Origin of the sequence: Thermococcus sp. M36, from assembly GCF_012027355.1 — an archaeon.
In the GTDB taxonomy this organism is placed as follows: Archaea; Methanobacteriota_B; Thermococci; order Thermococcales; family Thermococcaceae; genus Thermococcus.
On sequence record NZ_SNUH01000001.1, the window covers coordinates 69,184 to 85,465 of the forward strand.

A 16,282-nucleotide genomic window follows, 5' to 3' on the forward strand; every position below is an offset into this window, starting at 1 on the left:
GGTGAAAGCATGCCGGTGATTGAAGTTAGCGGTCTGAGGAAGTATTACGGCGATGTTAGGGGTGTTGAGAACCTGAGCTTCTCCGTCGAGGAGGGCGAAATCTACGGCTTCCTCGGGCCCAATGGGGCAGGTAAAACTACAACGGTCAAAATTCTGGTGAAAATCATCAAGGACTACGAGGGCACCGCAAGGGTCTTCGGGAAAGACCTCAGGGAGTGGGGCAAAGACTACTACAACAAAATCGGTGTCTCCTTCGAGTTTCCTGCCGTTTACTCCAAGCTGACTGCCCTTGAAAACCTGGAGTTCTTTGCGAGCTTTTACAGAAAGCACCTCGACCCCCTGGAAGTCCTCAAGATGGTAGGGCTCGAAGAGACGAACCAGCTCGTATCGGGCTTCTCCAAGGGTATGAAGAAGAAGCTCGACCTCGCGAGGGCTTTACTGCCGGATCCGGAAATCCTCTTCCTCGACGAGCCTCTTGAGGGCCTCGACCCGGGCAGCGCGAGGAAAATCAAGGATCTGCTCCTAGAGATGCGCGAGAACGGGAAGACGATTTTCATTACAACGCACAACATGTACGTGGCTGATGAGCTCTGCGACAGGGTTGCCTTCATCGTCGACGGTGCCGTGAGGCTCGTGGACAACCCGGGCGAACTCAAGGTCAAGATGGGGAAGAGGACCGTTAAGGTCGAGTACGTGGCCGATGGTGGAGTTAAAACCGCCGAGTTCCCGCTGGAGGGGCTCGGCAAAAACGAAGGGTTCCTCAGCATCATCAAAAACCACGAGGTGAGGAGGATAAACACCGAAGAGCCGACGCTGGAGGAGATATTCCTCAAGGTCACCGGGAGGAGGCTCGTATGATAGGAAAGCTGGTGAGGACAAACCTCATAATCGGCGTGAGGGACTACGCCTATCCAATTTACCTTCTCATAGCCCTCGCCTACGGCCTCATGCTTCTCGCCTTTCCTCGGGAATATCTCGCGACGATGGTGCCGCTCTTCCTCTTCCTTGAGCCGGGCCTTGTTGGCTTCATGTTCGTGGGCACGGAGATATTCGCGGAGAAGAAAGACGGGGCGATTGGGGCTCTGGCAGTGACGCCGATGGAGTGGAGGGACTACATTATGGCGAAGACCCTCCTTCTCGGCGGGATTTCAGTCGCCGGGGCCGCCTTGATCCTGACCGTTGGAACCCGCTCCCTCGATGGCATTCCATACGTTCTCGCCGGGTCATTTCTCGTCTCCATCGTCTACACCCTCCTCGGCATCGGGATTTCCGCTAAATACCGCGATCTGGACGACTACTTCGTGCCAATAATAGGCGTCATGGTGGTCTCGCTCCTGCCCTTTGCCCACTCCCACGGCTACCTAACCGGCGAAATCTGGAAGGTTCTATACCTCATACCGAGCTACCCGGCGCTCTACTTCTTCAAGGCACCGTTCGAGGAGATTTCAACCGAAACGCTGCTTCTGTCCGGACTCGCACTGCTTGCGTGGAGCGCCCTTGCCTATCACATCGCCAGAACACGCTTCTACAGATACGCGGTGGAGGGGTTGAGATGAGCTTCGTGAAAAAGTTTGGGACGATTTATAAGACGGACATCAAACTGCTCCGGAGGGACCCGATGCTGGTCTACAGCGTCGCCATGACGCTCGTTCTGCTCCTCATCGTCCGCTACTTCAAAGACCGCATCGGGGTTTACTATCCGATACTGGCGCTCCTGATGATGATATTCATACCCATGATATTCGGCATGATACCGGGCTTCATGATGGCCGACGAGAAGGAGGACAGGACGGTACAGGCCCTCCAGGTCATTCCAATATCAAGCGAGGCCTTTCTGGCCTACAGACTGACCTGGGCCTCGATAATAACCGCTCTCCTCACCCTCGCGGCGCCCCGCATACTCGACATAGATGTGCCTGAGAAGGGTCTCCTTTCCTTGATGGCCCTCTTCATTCTCGAGGTCTGGATTTACGGGCTCATAATAGCGACCTTCGCGGAGTCAAGAATGCAGGCCCTGACAATTTCAAAAGTTCTCGGCTGGATGCTGATGCTCCCGCCTGCGATAAAGCTCGTCGTGGAGTGGAGGAACCTCCCAACGGACTGGAGCAGGTTTACAGCCTTCCTACCCACCTACTGGGCTTACAGGGTCTTTGAAGGGATTTTCACGAACGACTATGGTGACTTTCCGATGGCGGTTGCGGTGCATCTGGTGTGGCTCGTCCCGTTAGTGGTGCTGTTTAGGAAAAGGGTGCTCTGAGATATTGGCGAACATTTATGTTCGCTCATTTACTCTGCTCTATTTTCACTCAGACAGTTAGCAAAACTACCGTTGGAATTATAAAATACCACGAAAAAAGCAGAAATAATTACTCAAAATAAAAGGAAAAAGTTATAAACATTGACGTACCAATATGATATGTAAATGTTGATTAGGGGATTAGAATGGTGTCAAAACGGATTATCAGAATACTATTTGTAGCCTTTTTATTTAGTGGAACGATGGGAGTATATCTAGCAAATGCACTTCAGCCACCGGCTATTCAGATTGCATTGGTTGATGAGAAGGGCAGACCCCTCACTGAGATATCAAAGAACGTCGAGGTGCAGGTTCAGATAGATGCACTGGTTCCCACACGGGAAGTTTATAGGACTATCTTCTACGGAACTCTCGACAAACCAAGCCCTTTGAAGTTCTGGGACTCTGGAAATACAGTCAGAATCCCACTCTCTGATGAAAAGCTTCAGTCTGTTCTCAAAGAGTGGGGAAAGGATTACCCTGGGGGGATTGGCTCTTCGCTAATGATTTCTGTCTGGGTTTTAGATCATGAAAACAGAAAACTGTACAGAGGCTTTGCGGTGGTTAACTATAACACCGCCGAAGTTTCAGAGGGTCTCAAAAAGACCGTAAAGATTGACATACACAGACTGCCTTCATCACCTCTTACATCCAATACAAAAAGTGGCGATGTAACTCCACTAGGATCCAACAGACAGTTCTATTACTGGAAGACCGACTGGAGTCTTTCATGGGGACCTTCAAACTACTCAAACTACGTTGAAGTGCCTGTTCTGATCGTGGACAACAAGTATTCTGCTTCAGGACTCATTAATGCGTGGATGGATATTTCACAGAGTTACTACACCAGATTTGGACTTACGATAGCCTACGGCTACAAGATTTCAGAAAAGGATACTCCAAGTCTAGATATCTATGGAAATGACTTCTATACCATAGAGAACAAATTTTACTTCTCACGAAGTTTGCTGCTGGGGCCGAACGAGAAAGGATATATCTACATCAACGCTACGCCATATCATCTACACCAGAAAGAGTACTACTGTACTGCCAGTATAAACAACTGTGTGCCTACTGGAGAAGAGAGGATCCAGGAAGGGGTTAATGACATTGACACAAGCGGAAATGAAATTCTCGGGGGAAGCAAGTCCGGATTGCCTGATCCCCCCATTATGAACTGGATATACAGTGGAATCGACATGAAGTATGCCACTGCTCTTGGAGTCGGAGACTCAAAGAGTCTTGCTTTGCTGGTCTCGGATGCTTCGGCTTCATGCTCCGCGGATTTTGGAATTGGAATTCCAATAGGGGCGCTTGCAGTGGCGTTAAGCGGTGGTGCAGTTCCTCCATGGGCCGCAGGGCTCAGCGCTGGAATTTACTACACCTCTTCAAGCTCTCTCGATGTTTACGGTGGTATCCAGAATTACGGAGAATGGAATGGTGTTGGTCAGGACGTTTCAGAATACATCTACCTGGGTACCAGCACGTATACGTATCATGTGGGAACATGCGACACACAGGTTCCGGTTGGTATTTACATAGAAAGCAATTAATTCCCTTTTCTTTCTTAAAAACAAAAGAGTGAAGAAGCTCACTCAAGCTTCTTGTGGCAGAACCACCAGTCGTAGCACTCGATCTCGCCCTTGGCCTTGGCCTCTTTCCTGGCCTTGATGTCCTCGACACTGGCCGCGGGCGGGATTATGGCGCGGTCGCCGATGAGCTCGTTGTTGGGCCACTTGTGCGGAAGTGCAACGCCCTTCTCGGTGCTGGTCTTGAGGGCCTTGACGAGCCTGAGTATCTCGTCCCAGTCCCTGCCGACCTCGGCCGGGTAGTAAACGATGGCCCTGATGACGCCCTTGTCGTCAACGACGAAGACGGCCCTAGCGGTGATGGTGGCACCGCTCGGGATCATACCGAGCTTCTCGGCGAGGTCACCGCGGTCATCCGCTATGACCGGGAAGGTTATCTCCTCGCCGAGGTTCTCCTTTATCCACTCCATCCACTTGAGGTGGCTGAAGACCTGGTCAACGCTCAGCCCGATGGGCTCAACGCCGAGCTCCCTGAACTGGTCGACCCTCTTCTGGAGGGCGTAGAACTCGGTAGTGCATACCGGTGTGAAGTCGGCCGGGTGGCTGAAGAGCATGAACCACTTGCCCTTCTCGGTGAAGTAGTCCGGGAGCCTTATTACACCGTGGGTGGTCTTAACCTCGACCTCCGGGAACCTCTCTCCTATCACGACCATCTTTCATCACCCCTTCTTTTTCTGTGGTTTCTTCACTATAAACCGTATGAGTTCGAATATATAAACTTTTTGGTTTGCTTAACATGAATATATTGACAGATATTCGAAAACTCAGAAAGACATCTCGACCGGATATCAAGGAGTTCCATAATTTACTGTCAAATTGTAACCAAAATGCGAAAAGTGTTTGTAAAAAATCAACGGTGCGGGAAATTTATTGTTCAAATTTTCCTCACATCAACCCACGTTGAATGATACGCCGAAGCGTTTCCGTATTTTTCGACGGTTTCATCGGCCGTCAGGAAGTTGGCGTTCCATCCAAGGAGCTTAGCCCAGAATGCCTTGTAAAGCAGAACGACTCCGGGTGGGATGTCGTCGGTGAGCCTTGCCGCCGTTCTGATCCTTCCGTTCTCGTTGAACACCTCAACCCTGTCACCGTTCTCGATACCTCTCCGCCCAGCGTCGGTGGGGTTGATGTAGAGGCTTGGATCGATCATCCCATGGGTGTTGTGGTACTGGCTCGTTATCGTCATCCTGTGGGTTGGCGTTAAAAGTCTCAGCGGGTACTCTCCTTCTAGCTTCTGGTACTCGGGGAACGGATTCAGACCGCGCTCAACGGCGCGCTGGGAGAAGAACTCGATCTTCCCGCTCGGTGTCTCCCATTTTCTTGGTTTTTCCGGGATTTTAACGAAGCCCTTCCTTTTCAGCTCCTCCCAGCTCAGACCGTTGATTTCTAGAACCTTTTTGATGACCTCCTCGTCGCTCTCGTAAAGGTAGGGGTTGTTTATCCCGAGGGCTTTTGCCAAAAGCCTCGTTACCTCGCTGTTGCTCTTCCCGTAAAGCCTCGCAACAGGCTCGTTTAGAGCCACGTGGCGGTGGTAGTAGCTGTCCGCTATGTCCAAGCGCTCAAAGAATGTGTTTGCGGGCAGAACCACATCGGAATAGAGGGCAGTGTCCGTGAGGAAGATGTCGTGTGTAACCACGAATACGTCGTTTTCCACCAGCGCTTTCCTCAGCCTGTTCTGGTTCGGCAGGCTCGCGAGGGGGTTCGAGTTGTAGACGTAAAGGAACTTAATCTCTCCCCTTTCGATGTACTCGGCCAGCTTCATCTGAGGGATCTTCTTGGCGGGTTTGGTCCGCAGAAAAGCGCCCTCGGCATAGGACTTGTCTATGGTCTTCATGTCGTAGATGAAGCCGAAGCGGTGGCCCACCAGAGCGGGAAGAATTGCTATCGCCCTTACGGCCTCTCCCCCAGCAAGGGAACGCTGGAAGCCGTATCCGATGTGGATGATGCCCCTTTTCTCGGCGAATTCTCTCGCGAAGTCCTCTATCTCTTCAATGCTTATCCCAGTCTCTCTGCTTATATAATCAAGCGATAACCTTTTTACATAATTCTTGAATTCTTCAAAACCATAGATGTTCTTGTGCACGAAGTCCCTGTCGTAAAGCTCCTCCTCGATTATAACCTTCGCAGCCCCAAGGGCAAGGAGGACGTCAGTGTCGGGCCTTATCTGAAAGAACCTGTCGGAGCGCTTGGCGGTTTCGGTTCTGACGACGTCAACCGTCCAGATTTCGAGGTTGTGTCTCTTCGCTAGGGCGAAGCCGTGAAGGTTCGTCCAGAATGCGTTGATGCCCCAGTAAACGATGAGTCTCTGGTTTTTAAGCTCCTCTGGGTCCATACCAATCGCGGTTCCGTAGACGTCCTTCAGAGCCTCCTGTCCGGCCCTGTCGCAGATGCCGTAGTCGAGCATGGCGGTGTTGAGATAATGGAAGAGCCTCAGCGGAAAGGCGTAGTTTACAACCCCTCTATCCCCGGCATATTGATAAACTAAAACGCTCTCGCTTCCGTACCTTTCGATTATCTCCCTCAGCCTTTCGGCCACAAGCTTTACTGCCTCGTCCCAGGTGGCTTCCCTGAACTCACCGCTTCCGCGTTCGTCGGTTCTTATGAGCGGACTTTTCAGGCGGTCTTTTGCGTGAAACCACTTCGGCAGAAGGGCACCCTTGGGGCAGAGAAAGCCGGCCGTTACTGGATGTTTGGGGTTTCCCCTAACTGTGAGCCTTCCGTTTTTGACTTCGGCCACCATCGAGCAGGTGTCGTAGCAGTCCCTCATGCAGACGGAGAAGGGCATAACGTGGCACCTCACGGCGATATTTTGACCCTCTCCGCGGCGTCCCTCTCGACCAGAACCCGTCCAATACTGCCCGGGATCGTCACGAGGTCGCCGGCCCTGAAAGGTCCGTACTCCTTCATTTCAGGGCCCAGGACTTTGGGGATGTCCATTTTGATAATATACGCCTCCAGTGGGAGCGCCTTCTTCTGGGACTCCTCCACGTGGTGCGTTTCGGGGGGCTTTTCTGTATCCACTGCAGCCTCCGCCGGAACCCCTTCCCCTTCGATGAACGCCCTCAGAACCGCAAAAATCCTCCTTTCCTCGGCGGCCATCCCGTAGGGAACTCCCTCAAAGGCCAGATCTACGATTTTATGGAGCCGTATTTTGATTATCTCACGCATAAGCCTCTCGGCTATTCCAAGCTGGGCAAGGTAAAGGCGCTCTTCGATGTCTTCCCCCCTCTCGCGGGAGCTCTCAGCGCTGAGCTTTAACGCCTTGATTAGGCTGTCGAACTCCCTGTAAAACTCGCCATCTATCTCGGTGAGATCCGGTGACGACAGTTCCTGCTCAAGCAGCTCTCTGAGCTTTACTATGTCCACGCTCCCACCAGCCTAGAGACTCAAAAGTATGGAGAAAGGGGAAGTCAGTCCTCAACGCGCGGGGCGAGGAGGAAGACGAGCTTGCCCTCATCCCTGACGGGGTAGTCCATCTGGAGCGGCATCTCGTTGCCGAAGCGGATTATGACCTCGTCGGCCTTGCCGATGCCCTTTATCATGTCCGCGAGGTAGCTGATTCCGTAGGCGCTCTTGGTCTCCTCCTCGACCTCAAGGTCGAGCAGACCCTCGTCCTCAAGGGTGAGCTTTATCTCAACCTCATTGGTCTCGCCCTCGGCCTTCATGGTGAACTCGTTCTCGGTGGCGATGAACTTTATCGCGTCGCTGACGAGTGAGGCATCCTTAACGGCCTCCTTGAGAACCTCGCCAAGGACGACGACTTTGGCGGTGAACGGGAGCTCCGGAAGGTCAAGCTCAAGCTCCTCGACCTCAATGAGCGGGAGGCGGAAGGTCCTCTTGGCGGTGCCCTCAAAGGTTATCTCAAGGAAGTTCTCATCTCCCTTTCTCAGGATCAGCGTGTCCTTGTTCTTGCCGCGCTTGAGTATCTTCTTGAAGTGGTCCATGTTGATTCCTATAGTTTCCTCTTCCTCGACCTCGTACTTGGAGAAGATGCTCTCGGGCAGGTTGAGGTCAATGAGGACGACCCTGCTCGGGTCCATGGCGCGCATGCTTATGCCTTCCTCGGTTATCTTGAAGGCGGCTTCGTCAATGAGGTTGCTTGCGGTGGCTATAAGATCGGCGAAATCCTTGGCACCATCAAAAACTATCTCGAACGGCATCTTTACCCCTCCTTTAATATATCGAGCATCAGCCTAACCCTTTCTTTCCCGCGGAATAAATAAGCTTTTCCGTTGTCGGTGTCGGGTATCCTCCGGTAGGCCTCCTCAAGCTCCTTCAAGGCCTTCTCCGCGAGCTTCCTGAGTACTTCCCGCTCAACCTCGTTCACTCGTAGGCCCTCCAGGTGTGGCCACACTTGGTGCACCTGTAGAATATCGTGCTCGGCTCGTCTCCAGCCCTCGTCTGCATCTCCCACCAGTAGGCGGTGTCGTTGCCGCACTTGGGGCAGGTCACCCGGGTCGTCGGAAGGGTCTTGACGTCCTGCTCGACGATAATAATGCCCTCGTCGGGCTTGTGCTCGACCTTCTGTTTTATAACCGTCTTCTCCCTGTCCTTCTGCTCGTCAAAAGGCTCTTCATGGCCACATGAGCGGCAGACCCAGACCTTCTTTTTCCTGTCAGGAAGCATGAGGTTACCGCACTCTGGGCAGAATTTCATCTCCTCACCTCCTTCAGCCGGAGGTTGGGTATGCGGAGGAGAATAAAAAGTTTTGCTCCCCGTTAGGGAGGTACCTGGAATTCGACGCTCGCGTTCGTGCAGCCCCCCGGCCGGCCGCAGATTTCCTTTACAAGCCGATACCTGCCCGGCGGCAAGTCTGGGTAGAAACGCTGATCCCCAACCGATTCGTTTTCCGGGAGGTATTTCAGGGTAATCGTCTGGCTCCACGAGTGGAACGGCATCAGTTCGTGGAGAACAGCGATGAAAAGTAGCCCCTGCGTGACACGAACCCACGTGCCGTTCTCCCAGCGGTAGAGAAGGTAGCCCTGGCCAAAATAAATCGGTGTCAGTCCAGTGTTCCGTATCGTAAGAACCGGTTTTTCTCCCGGATGATATGTTTCCCTGTCAAGCTCCACGTAGAAGTGCGGCCCGGTGAGGCCCCAGATGAGAAGGGTAAGGAGGACGAGTGCCGCCCCGGTTTTCCACATCATCCTTTCACCTCGAACCCTATGGAAAGCGTTATTTCATCGTTCTCGCCTTTCACCCTTTGACCTCAAACTCTGCCCACGCCTTGATCCCCATCGCCATCTTGTTCACCGGGTCAGTGACCACTACGGTCTTCTCTATCCTGTAGTGCCCCGGTGTGAGACTAAGGTCAGAGAGCTTTACCTTCTGCTCCCAGCTCTTTCCGAGCTCGATTACGACGGCGATTTCTATGAACATGAGGTTCACCGGAACCTCCTTCCACTCCCCGCCTTCCAGCTTGTAGAGCTTGAAGTGGTAGCTTGTGGTGGCGTTAATATTGGCGTTGTTGATTATCGTTAGGGTCATAGTGTCACTGGGGAAGTAAACCGTCTTGTCAAGTTTTAGAATTATTGCCCCGTTCTTCGGAGGTTCCACAATTGTTGGCCCGTCCTTTGCGGGGACGTCCGTTATTCCTTCCCCCCTGGAAGGGGCCTCCATGGCATCTCCTCCAGATGAGGCGATGTAGTATCCCACAGGAACCAACAGGATGATAAGAAGCAGCGGAACAACCCTTTTCACAGCAATCACCGTGTAAAAATAGGGTGCGATCCTTTTAACGCTTGCCAGCACTTCAAAAAGGATTGAAGTGATTCTGATTTCAGCACTTATTTGACCCGTCTTATTTGAGGGACGGCCTTTGCCAGCGGTGTCCGGCCGTTCGATAGCACAATGATGTATAACTGCGGTGGCCAAACACCATCTGGGGACATGGGCGAGCTGTTTTATAACTTTTTCTAAAATAAAATCCGACATATGCCTCCCAAATATGGAAATAACTCATGCTGTAACCCAGTTTGCGGAGATATCCTCAATGGACGCTGGAAAAATCCCAATTACTACATACCAAAATTGAAGAAAGAACGGAAATCACTCCCTCATCGGGAGGCCGTGGTCGAAGGAGTAGTAGACCTTCTGGAACTCGGCGCGGAATCCGTAGACGTCGCGCCTGACCCTCTTCGGGTCCTCCTTGTCGATGAGGACGCGCCTGATGAACCTCGCTATCTCCTTCATATCGTCCTCCATCATGCCGACGCGGGTCATCTCCTGGACGCCTATGCGCAGGCCGCTCGGCTCGTTGACTTTCTCAAGCGGGTCCCAGGGCAGGAGGTTCTTGTTGAGGATTATGCCGGCCTCTTCGAGGAGAGGAGCAGCCCATCCTCCAGCCGCTGGGTGGAGGTCTGAAACGTCAACTATAACCTGGTGGCTCTTGGTGTAGCCCTTGTCCTCGCCGATGACCTTGAAGCCCTCCTCGGCCATCGCCTCGGCCAGGGCCTTGGCGTTCTTGACTATCTGCTCAGCATACTTCTCACCGTACTCAAGCATCTCGGCAGCGGTGATGGTCTTTCCGGCCATGTGGTGCAGGTGGTGGTTGCTGAGAACACCCGGGAAGATGGCCCACTGGAGCTTGGCTATCTCCTCGGTCTCGCCAAAGCGCTTGTAGATTATGACACCGCCCTGCGGTCCGGGGAAGGTCTTGTGGGTGGAGGCGGTGATTATGTCAACGCCCTCCCTGAGCGGGTCCTGGAACTGCTTTCCGGCTATGAGACCGAGGACGTGCGCTCCATCGTACATAACGTAGGCGCCGACCTCCTTGGCGACCGGGGCGAGCTCCTTGACCGGGTGCGGGAACGGGAAGAGTGAACCTCCGAAGACGACTATCTTGGGCTCAAGCTCGCGGATGAGATGGGCGGCCTTATCAACGTCAATGTTGAACTCATCGTTGTCGAATGGCCAGGTGTGGACCTCAAGCCCGCGCATTCCGGCGGCACCGAAGGGCATGTGGCTTATGTGCCCGCCGTGGCTGGTGTGGAGGACTATCGCCTTGTCGCCCGGCTGGGTGAGGCCGAAGAAGACCGCCTGGTTGGCGTTAGTTCCAGAGATCGGCCTGAGGTCGGCAAAGTCGCTTCCGAAGAGCTTGGTGAAGAGCTCCACTCCAATCAGCTCGACCTCGTCAACGTACTTGCAGCCCTGATAGTAGCGCTGCCTCGGCCAGCCCTCGGCGTACTTGTGCATGAAGCCGGAAGCCACCGCGCGGGTGACGCTCGGAGAGGTAACGTTTTCACTCGCTATGAGGTTTATCGTGTGGCTCCTCCAGTGCTCGTGGTCCTCCAAGAAACCTATAACCCTGTCGCGGTATTCTCTGTATCCTTCAGCCATGGGAAACACCTCGATGGGGATTTGAACGGGGGGAATATAAATCTTACCTCATGTGTGCACGTGTTCAGAAATGTGCATCACAATACAGAAAAAGAGGCAGAAAGGCTCACTTCCGGAGCCTCGCAGCCAGCCACATGAGTATCGGCAGCACTATGAAGGCCATCAGGTCGCCGGTGTCGCCTGCGAAGGCCAAGACATCGGCGAAGTTCCTCACCCCTGCGAAGTAGAGCGCCGCCGGGGGAACAACAGTCAGCGCCCACGCTGCTTTTCTGCCCAGCTTCACGAACTCCTCGTTGTTGCTCTGCTGGGCGAGGGCTATGCCTATGAAGCTCGTCGTTATGGCAAGCAGGGGTATGAAGTTGCCCACAAGCCAGCCAAGGCGCCCGTATATCTGCTCAAGCGCCTGAGTGGCAACCTGGGGGGTGGTTCTTCCAAAGACGAGCAGGAACGAGGCCATGAATATCGCGTAGATTGCAGTGGGTATGAGGAATGCCAGCACGAGCACCTTTTTGGTCTCCCCGTAGCTCCCAAGCCCCTTGTAAACGTCCGGAATGATCGTGTGGCATCCAAGGGCGAAGATGGCGACGCCGGTTATGCTCAGCAGACCTCCCCACTCGACGTAGAGTCCCCTTTCTGGCTCCGCATGCGGGAAGAGCATCGCGGTAACTGCTATGAAGAGGGCAAGCATAAAGTAGCTCATTATCAGCTCGGTCTTTCCGCTGGCTTCAAGCCCCTTGTAAACAACAATGGAGGCCAGAACCCAGAACACTGCGGCCCCTACTGTATCGCTGACCCCGAAGAGGCTCGCAAAGACGTGGCCCATTCCGGCTATATAGGCGAGGATGGCCCCGAAGCTCATCAGGCTCACGCTCAGGTACATCAGCCAGCCGCCGGCTTTCCCAAGGGTTCTCTGGGCGATGGTGCTCATCTGGGCCCCACGCATTTCAGCGCTGAACTTGAGCACTATGAACGCCGTGCCCAGCATGAGGAGCATCACACCGAGGAGAACCCCAATGGCGGGTATCAGGCCCACTTTGCTGGCCGCGTAGGGGAGTCCCAGTACACCGGCGCCTATCTGGGTGCCAACAAGTATCGCGAGCGCCTCGTTCTTTGTTATGCGTGCCTTATCCACCCCTATGGTGGTTGTGCGTATGCCCCTCACACCCTTCCTCTTCCTGATGTTCTGGATGACAATGAGCTTCTTGCGGCGCTGGGAGGCTAGCCTTGCCTGATAATACCTCCCATGCGAGGTTGCAACCTTCTCTCTCCTAACTCCCTCCGACACGGGCATTTTTCTCACCTCGATTAAATGTGCACATGAATACAATTTAAACCCTCGCACGGAAATATGGGATCCGGCTCAAAGATTATTCGAGAACCCTCTGCGCCTCCCTAAACACCCGGCAGGATTTTTAAGGAATGCCGAGTAGTTGGAACCATGATAGAGGAAGCCGCCAAACTGCTGGCACGCTCAAGATTCGCGATTGCTTTTACCGGTGCCGGAATAAGTGCCGAGAGTGGCGTTCCGACGTTCAGGGGCTTCAACGGGTTATGGAAGAAGCACAGGCCAGAGGAACTCGCCACCCCTGAAGCGTTCAAGCGCGATCCGTACCTAGTCTGGGAGTTCTACAAATGGCGCATAGATCTGATAAGAAAAGCGAAGCCCAACAAAGCCCACCGCGCTCTGACTGAGCTTGAAGAGATGGGGATTCTCAAGGCGGTGATAACCCAGAACGTTGACGACCTCCACAGGGAGGCCGGAACGAGAAACCCCATCGAACTCCACGGCAACATCTTCAGGGTGAGGTGCACCTCCTGCGATTACAGGGAAGACCTGAAGGAGACGGGGAGGCTCGACGAGTTTCTGGCCCAGAAGGACCTTCCCCGGTGTCCCCGCTGCGGTTCACTCCTGAGGCCCGACGTTGTGTGGTTCGGCGAACCCCTGCCCAGGAAAGCCATAGAAGAGGCCTTCAGACTGGCCGAGCGGGCGGATCTTGTTCTCGTCATCGGGACGAGTGGCGTGGTCTATCCCGCCGCATACATACCGCAGATAGTCAAGGAGACCGGCGGAAAGGTGATTGAGATCAACCCTGATGAGAGCGGAATAACACCCATAGCCGACGTTTTCCTGCGCTGTTCAGCCGGAGAAGCAATGGAAAAGCTGATAGAAAGGGTCAGGAGGCTGATTTGATGGGAAAGGTTCTGCTCATAGGATTTGGCCGGAGCGAGGTGGAGGCCGTTAAAGGGGCCTTCCAGGATATGGACGTTGTTGAAGTTCCGGAGTACTGCCGGGACTGGGTGGTCAGCGAAATCGTTGAAAAGGCCGGGGAGCTGAGCGGCTCAAGCGACTGGCACCTCAGGAAGTTCGTCATAATGCATGGCCTGGACAACGAGGCAATTAAGGGTGTCATAAGGGCCGTCAAGGGGCTAAACCTCGGCAGGATAATCTTTGCCACGACAACCGAGACTTCCCTCACCTGGAGGCTTGAAGACCTTCTAAACGAACTTATCAAAGAGGACGAGTACTTCAAGGCCCTGCGCTGGGCACGGGAGGAGGCCGAAAAGAGAAGGGGGCCCTTCCTAGACATCGGCAATGGTTAAATATCTTGAACGAGTAGAGTGCGGTGGGTGAAGGGATGATAAAGGTCGTGTTCTTTGACCTGGACGATACGATCGTCGACACAACCAGACTGGCCGAGATGGCTAGGCGGAACGCCATAGAGAACATGGTACGCCACGGCCTGCCCGTCGATTTTGATACCGCTTACCAAGAACTGCTGGAGCTAATAAGCGAGTACGGGAGCAACTTTTCGAGGCACTTTGACTACCTGCTCCGACGATTAGAGGTTCCCTACGACCCAAAGCTTGTTGCCGCCGGCGTCATCTCCTACCACAACACCAAGTTCGCCTACCTCAGAACCGTGAAAGGTGTGAGAAGGGTCCTCCTTGACCTCCAGAGGGCCGGCTACAGGCTCGGGATAATCACCGACGGCGACCCCATAAAGCAGTGGGAGAAGATACTCCGCCTCGAACTCGACGCATACTTCGACAAAGTCTTCATCTCCGACCATCTCGGCGTCAAGAAGCCCCATCCGAAAATATTCAAAAAGGCCCTTAGGAAGATGGGGGTTGAGCCCGAGGAGGCGGTAATGGTCGGCGACAGGCTGTATTCAGATATCTACGGCGCGAAGCAGGTCGGGATGATAACCGTGTGGTTTAAATACGGGAAGTACGCCGACAGGGAGCTGGAGTACCTGGAATACGCAGACTTCACGATTAAGTCATTGGAAGAAGTTCCGGAGATAGTCAGGGGGCTGAACCTTGAAGGGAAAGAGCGTGCAGATAAGGAAGTTCATGCTGATTGACAGCGCATACAAATCAAGGATCCTCAGGGGAGACAAGGTCACAACGATAAGGTATGGGGACTACGAGGCCAAGCCTGGAAGCGAGATTTACCTAGTCATCACGCCGAGCGACACCGCCATAGCCAAGGTCAGGATAACCCGCGTCGAGAAAAAGAAAGTTAATGAGCTCACCAACGAAGATGCTAGGCTCGACGGTTTTTCTGACGTCAGGGAACTCGTCAGGGAGCTGAGCAAAATCTACGGGGAGCTCTACGGTGACGACGAGGTTACGATAATAGGCTTTGAAGTCATCAAGCGCTTCGAGGACGGAATACCCCTCAAGTGGCTCAAGGGCCTCAATTACCGTGAACCGAGGGAGATAGCGAGACTCTACCTTGAAAATCAGGAGAAGGTCAACCTAAGCCGCGAAACTGACTTCATACTGCGCAGGATATACAACGAGGGCCTTGGAAGGGCAGTTAGAACCTTCGGACCGAAAAAAGTCCAGCAGGCGCTGCTCAAGGCCTATCATGCGCTCTACGGGGCTGGCATCATCTAAGGAAAAGCTTTATCTATGTATTTCCGTTCTTTTCTCCATGCCTATGAACGAGAGAAGGAAGCTTGGGATACTCACGGGCATGCTCATTGTAATCTTTATAGCCCAGCTTCTTGGTTTATTGGGCGATATTAACACATATGTATATGCCCACACTCCATTTGTGGACTCCCTTTGGATAACTCTAATCACAGATTCTGCCAGCTTCGGAATTTTTGCGGTTTATGTTCTTCTCTTCGTATTATGGGACCTCAGAAGAAGCAGGAAGCTAAGCCGTTCCACTTTAAATTTCATAGTCTCGATCTTTCTTGGCATGGCAATTGTAGGCGTTTTGAAAGTCTTAACTGCGGTGCCACGACCAGATGAAGCTCCTCTATCTTTACCATTCTTCCAAGCCCTGTTAAACGCTGATTATTTCGCCTTCCCCTCGGGACATACAGCGAGAGCTTCTATTCTGGCGTGTTTCCTGAGTGAGCGTTTCCCCAAATACAAACTTATCTGGTGGGGTTATGCCCTTTTAGTTGCCTTTTCAAGACTGCTACTTCACGTGCACTGGTTCAGCGATGTTCTCTTCGCTTTCATACTTGGCCCTTGGGTGGGCATGGTTGTAGAGATCACCGAAAACTGGTGGCTTTCCCACTACAGGGCAATAGTCAAAAAGCTCAAACTGGAGGTGTTTGACATTGAATAACATCCTTGAGGTTTTCATCCTGTCCTTGGTTCCCACATTCGAGGGAAGATACGCTATCGTTTACAGCATAGGTAAAGGTTATCCTCTGTGGGAGACGCTCTTGGCGGCTGGCCTCGGTGTTCTGCTACTCTCGTTAGTTCTGCCGATGACCCTGCCCTACATAGACAGACTTATGCTCTGGCTGGAGAAAACGCCGCTGGAGAAGGTCGCGAGGCTCTATCTGTACTACATCGAGCGAGTGAGGAGAAAAGCCCACCCATACGTTGAGAAGTGGGGATTCCTCGGGTTAACAATCTTTGTCGCCATACCTCTTCCCGGAACTGGCGTATGGACGGGGGCTCTGGCCGCTTACCTGCTTGACATCGAGAAGAGAATGACCGTTCCCGCCTTGATCCTCGGAGGACTCCTAAGTATGGCGATAACGCTTGTGCCCAGTCTCGGGATCTTCGGGGTTTCGTGATGGGAACT

General features: G+C 53.3%; 20 protein-coding genes. 10 read left to right on the plus strand and 10 right to left on the minus strand.

The features are described 5' to 3' along the window. Positions 1–9 precede the first annotated feature (9 nt). From E3E36_RS00350 to E3E36_RS00365, 4 genes are all read left to right on the plus strand, one after another. Positions 10–858, plus strand: coding sequence for an ABC transporter ATP-binding protein (locus tag E3E36_RS00350; RefSeq protein WP_167893488.1), 849 nt, complete (start codon positions 10–12; stop codon positions 856–858). After that, positions 855–1,556: an ABC transporter permease gene (locus tag E3E36_RS00355; RefSeq protein WP_167893489.1), complete on the plus strand. Its 702-nt coding sequence runs from the start codon at positions 855–857 to the stop codon at positions 1,554–1,556. The genes E3E36_RS00350 and E3E36_RS00355 overlap by 4 nt, the downstream gene beginning before the upstream one ends. Further along, complete coding sequence (locus E3E36_RS00360; RefSeq protein ID WP_167893490.1) at positions 1,553–2,257, plus strand: ABC transporter permease; 705 nt, start codon at positions 1,553–1,555, stop codon at positions 2,255–2,257. The genes E3E36_RS00355 and E3E36_RS00360 overlap by 4 nt, the downstream gene beginning before the upstream one ends. Positions 2,258–2,442: 185 nt before the next feature. Next, on the plus strand, positions 2,443–3,849 hold the full coding sequence (locus E3E36_RS00365; RefSeq protein WP_167893491.1) for a hypothetical protein: 1,407 nt from the start codon (positions 2,443–2,445) through the stop codon (positions 3,847–3,849). A 38-nt stretch (positions 3,850–3,887) separates the two neighbouring features. On the opposite strand, the gene E3E36_RS00370 is transcribed toward E3E36_RS00365, so the two are convergent. The 10 genes from E3E36_RS00370 to E3E36_RS00415 form a co-directional block, all read right to left on the minus strand. Beyond that, positions 3,888–4,538 carry a peroxiredoxin gene (locus E3E36_RS00370; protein WP_167893492.1) on the minus strand — a complete coding sequence of 217 codons (651 nt, stop codon included), beginning with the start codon at positions 4,536–4,538 and terminating at the stop codon, positions 3,888–3,890. Between the two features lie 221 nt (positions 4,539–4,759). Further along, complete coding sequence (locus E3E36_RS00375; RefSeq protein WP_167893493.1) at positions 4,760–6,670, minus strand: molybdopterin-dependent oxidoreductase; 1,911 nt, start codon at positions 6,668–6,670, stop codon at positions 4,760–4,762. An 11-nt stretch (positions 6,671–6,681) separates the two neighbouring features. Then, positions 6,682–7,251, minus strand: coding sequence for a hypothetical protein (locus E3E36_RS00380; RefSeq protein WP_167893494.1), 570 nt, complete (start codon positions 7,249–7,251; stop codon positions 6,682–6,684). A 44-nt stretch (positions 7,252–7,295) separates the two neighbouring features. Beyond that, positions 7,296–8,045: a DNA polymerase sliding clamp gene (locus E3E36_RS00385; RefSeq protein WP_167893495.1), complete on the minus strand. Its 750-nt coding sequence runs from the start codon at positions 8,043–8,045 to the stop codon at positions 7,296–7,298. A 2-nt stretch (positions 8,046–8,047) separates the two neighbouring features. Next, entirely contained in the window at positions 8,048–8,212 is a 165-nt protein-coding gene (locus E3E36_RS00390; protein ID WP_167893496.1) for a hypothetical protein, read from the minus strand. Beyond that, entirely contained in the window at positions 8,209–8,541 is a 333-nt protein-coding gene (locus tag E3E36_RS00395; protein WP_167893497.1) for a transcription factor S, read from the minus strand. Before E3E36_RS00395 ends, E3E36_RS00390 begins: the two co-directional genes overlap by 4 nt. A gap of 62 nt (positions 8,542–8,603) precedes the next feature. After that, on the minus strand, positions 8,604–9,032 hold the full coding sequence (locus E3E36_RS00400) for an immunoglobulin-like domain-containing protein (protein ID WP_167893498.1): 429 nt from the start codon (positions 9,030–9,032) through the stop codon (positions 8,604–8,606). A 49-nt stretch (positions 9,033–9,081) separates the two neighbouring features. Further along, complete coding sequence (locus tag E3E36_RS00405) at positions 9,082–9,594, minus strand: immunoglobulin-like domain-containing protein (protein WP_342764360.1); 513 nt, start codon at positions 9,592–9,594, stop codon at positions 9,082–9,084. A 339-nt stretch (positions 9,595–9,933) separates the two neighbouring features. Then, on the minus strand, positions 9,934–11,223 hold the full coding sequence (glyA, locus tag E3E36_RS00410; protein WP_167893499.1) for a serine hydroxymethyltransferase: 1,290 nt from the start codon (positions 11,221–11,223) through the stop codon (positions 9,934–9,936). Between the two features lie 106 nt (positions 11,224–11,329). Continuing rightward, positions 11,330–12,514, minus strand: a complete 1,185-nt coding sequence (locus E3E36_RS00415; protein WP_167893500.1) for an aromatic amino acid transport family protein — start codon at positions 12,512–12,514, stop codon at positions 11,330–11,332. A 147-nt stretch (positions 12,515–12,661) separates the two neighbouring features. Here E3E36_RS00415 and cobB point away from each other — a divergent pair, with 147 nt between their 5' ends. The 6 genes from cobB to E3E36_RS00445 are packed head-to-tail and all read left to right on the plus strand — an operon-like array spanning position 12,662 to position 16,274. After that, positions 12,662–13,414, plus strand: a complete 753-nt coding sequence (gene cobB, locus E3E36_RS00420; RefSeq protein ID WP_167893501.1) for an NAD-dependent protein deacetylase — start codon at positions 12,662–12,664, stop codon at positions 13,412–13,414. After that, the gene (locus tag E3E36_RS00425; RefSeq protein ID WP_167893502.1) at positions 13,414–13,824 is read left to right on the plus strand and encodes a DUF3783 domain-containing protein; all 411 of its coding nucleotides are present in this window, start codon (positions 13,414–13,416) and stop codon (positions 13,822–13,824) included. Before cobB ends, E3E36_RS00425 begins: the two co-directional genes overlap by 1 nt. Positions 13,825–13,859: 35 nt before the next feature. Beyond that, entirely contained in the window at positions 13,860–14,588 is a 729-nt protein-coding gene (locus E3E36_RS00430) for a TIGR02253 family HAD-type hydrolase (protein ID WP_167893503.1), read from the plus strand. Further along, positions 14,545–15,126: an ASCH domain-containing protein gene (locus E3E36_RS00435; protein WP_240911739.1), complete on the plus strand. Its 582-nt coding sequence runs from the start codon at positions 14,545–14,547 to the stop codon at positions 15,124–15,126. The genes E3E36_RS00430 and E3E36_RS00435 overlap by 44 nt, the downstream gene beginning before the upstream one ends. 37 nt (positions 15,127–15,163) lie before the next feature. Continuing rightward, positions 15,164–15,814, plus strand: coding sequence for a phosphatase PAP2 family protein (locus E3E36_RS00440; RefSeq protein WP_240911740.1), 651 nt, complete (start codon positions 15,164–15,166; stop codon positions 15,812–15,814). Then, positions 15,807–16,274, plus strand: coding sequence for a COG2426 family protein (locus tag E3E36_RS00445; RefSeq protein WP_167894646.1), 468 nt, complete (start codon positions 15,807–15,809; stop codon positions 16,272–16,274). The genes E3E36_RS00440 and E3E36_RS00445 overlap by 8 nt, the downstream gene beginning before the upstream one ends. Positions 16,275–16,282 lie beyond the last annotated feature (8 nt).

What these genes read in the sequence shown, in the direction of transcription:
- E3E36_RS00350 (WP_167893488.1), top strand. Translation starts at nt 10, where the DNA reads ATGCCGGTGATTGAAGTTAGCGGTCTGAGGAAGTATTACGGCGATGTT.
- E3E36_RS00355 (WP_167893489.1), top strand. Translation starts at nt 855, where the DNA reads ATGATAGGAAAGCTGGTGAGGACAAACCTCATAATCGGCGTGAGGGAC.
- E3E36_RS00360 (WP_167893490.1), top strand. Translation starts at nt 1,553, where the DNA reads ATGAGCTTCGTGAAAAAGTTTGGGACGATTTATAAGACGGACATCAAA.
- E3E36_RS00365 (WP_167893491.1), top strand. Translation starts at nt 2,443, where the DNA reads ATGGTGTCAAAACGGATTATCAGAATACTATTTGTAGCCTTTTTATTT.
- E3E36_RS00370 (WP_167893492.1), bottom strand. Translation starts at nt 4,538, where the DNA reads ATGGTCGTGATAGGAGAGAGGTTCCCGGAGGTCGAGGTTAAGACCACC.
- E3E36_RS00375 (WP_167893493.1), bottom strand. Translation starts at nt 6,670, where the DNA reads ATGCCCTTCTCCGTCTGCATGAGGGACTGCTACGACACCTGCTCGATG.
- E3E36_RS00385 (WP_167893495.1), bottom strand. Translation starts at nt 8,045, where the DNA reads ATGCCGTTCGAGATAGTTTTTGATGGTGCCAAGGATTTCGCCGATCTT.
- E3E36_RS00395 (WP_167893497.1), bottom strand. Translation starts at nt 8,541, where the DNA reads ATGAAATTCTGCCCAGAGTGCGGTAACCTCATGCTTCCTGACAGGAAA.
- E3E36_RS00400 (WP_167893498.1), bottom strand. Translation starts at nt 9,032, where the DNA reads ATGATGTGGAAAACCGGGGCGGCACTCGTCCTCCTTACCCTTCTCATC.
- glyA (WP_167893499.1), bottom strand. Translation starts at nt 11,223, where the DNA reads ATGGCTGAAGGATACAGAGAATACCGCGACAGGGTTATAGGTTTCTTG.
- E3E36_RS00415 (WP_167893500.1), bottom strand. Translation starts at nt 12,514, where the DNA reads ATGCCCGTGTCGGAGGGAGTTAGGAGAGAGAAGGTTGCAACCTCGCAT.
- cobB (WP_167893501.1), top strand. Translation starts at nt 12,662, where the DNA reads ATGATAGAGGAAGCCGCCAAACTGCTGGCACGCTCAAGATTCGCGATT.
- E3E36_RS00425 (WP_167893502.1), top strand. Translation starts at nt 13,414, where the DNA reads ATGGGAAAGGTTCTGCTCATAGGATTTGGCCGGAGCGAGGTGGAGGCC.
- E3E36_RS00430 (WP_167893503.1), top strand. Translation starts at nt 13,860, where the DNA reads ATGATAAAGGTCGTGTTCTTTGACCTGGACGATACGATCGTCGACACA.
- E3E36_RS00440 (WP_240911740.1), top strand. Translation starts at nt 15,164, where the DNA reads ATGCCTATGAACGAGAGAAGGAAGCTTGGGATACTCACGGGCATGCTC.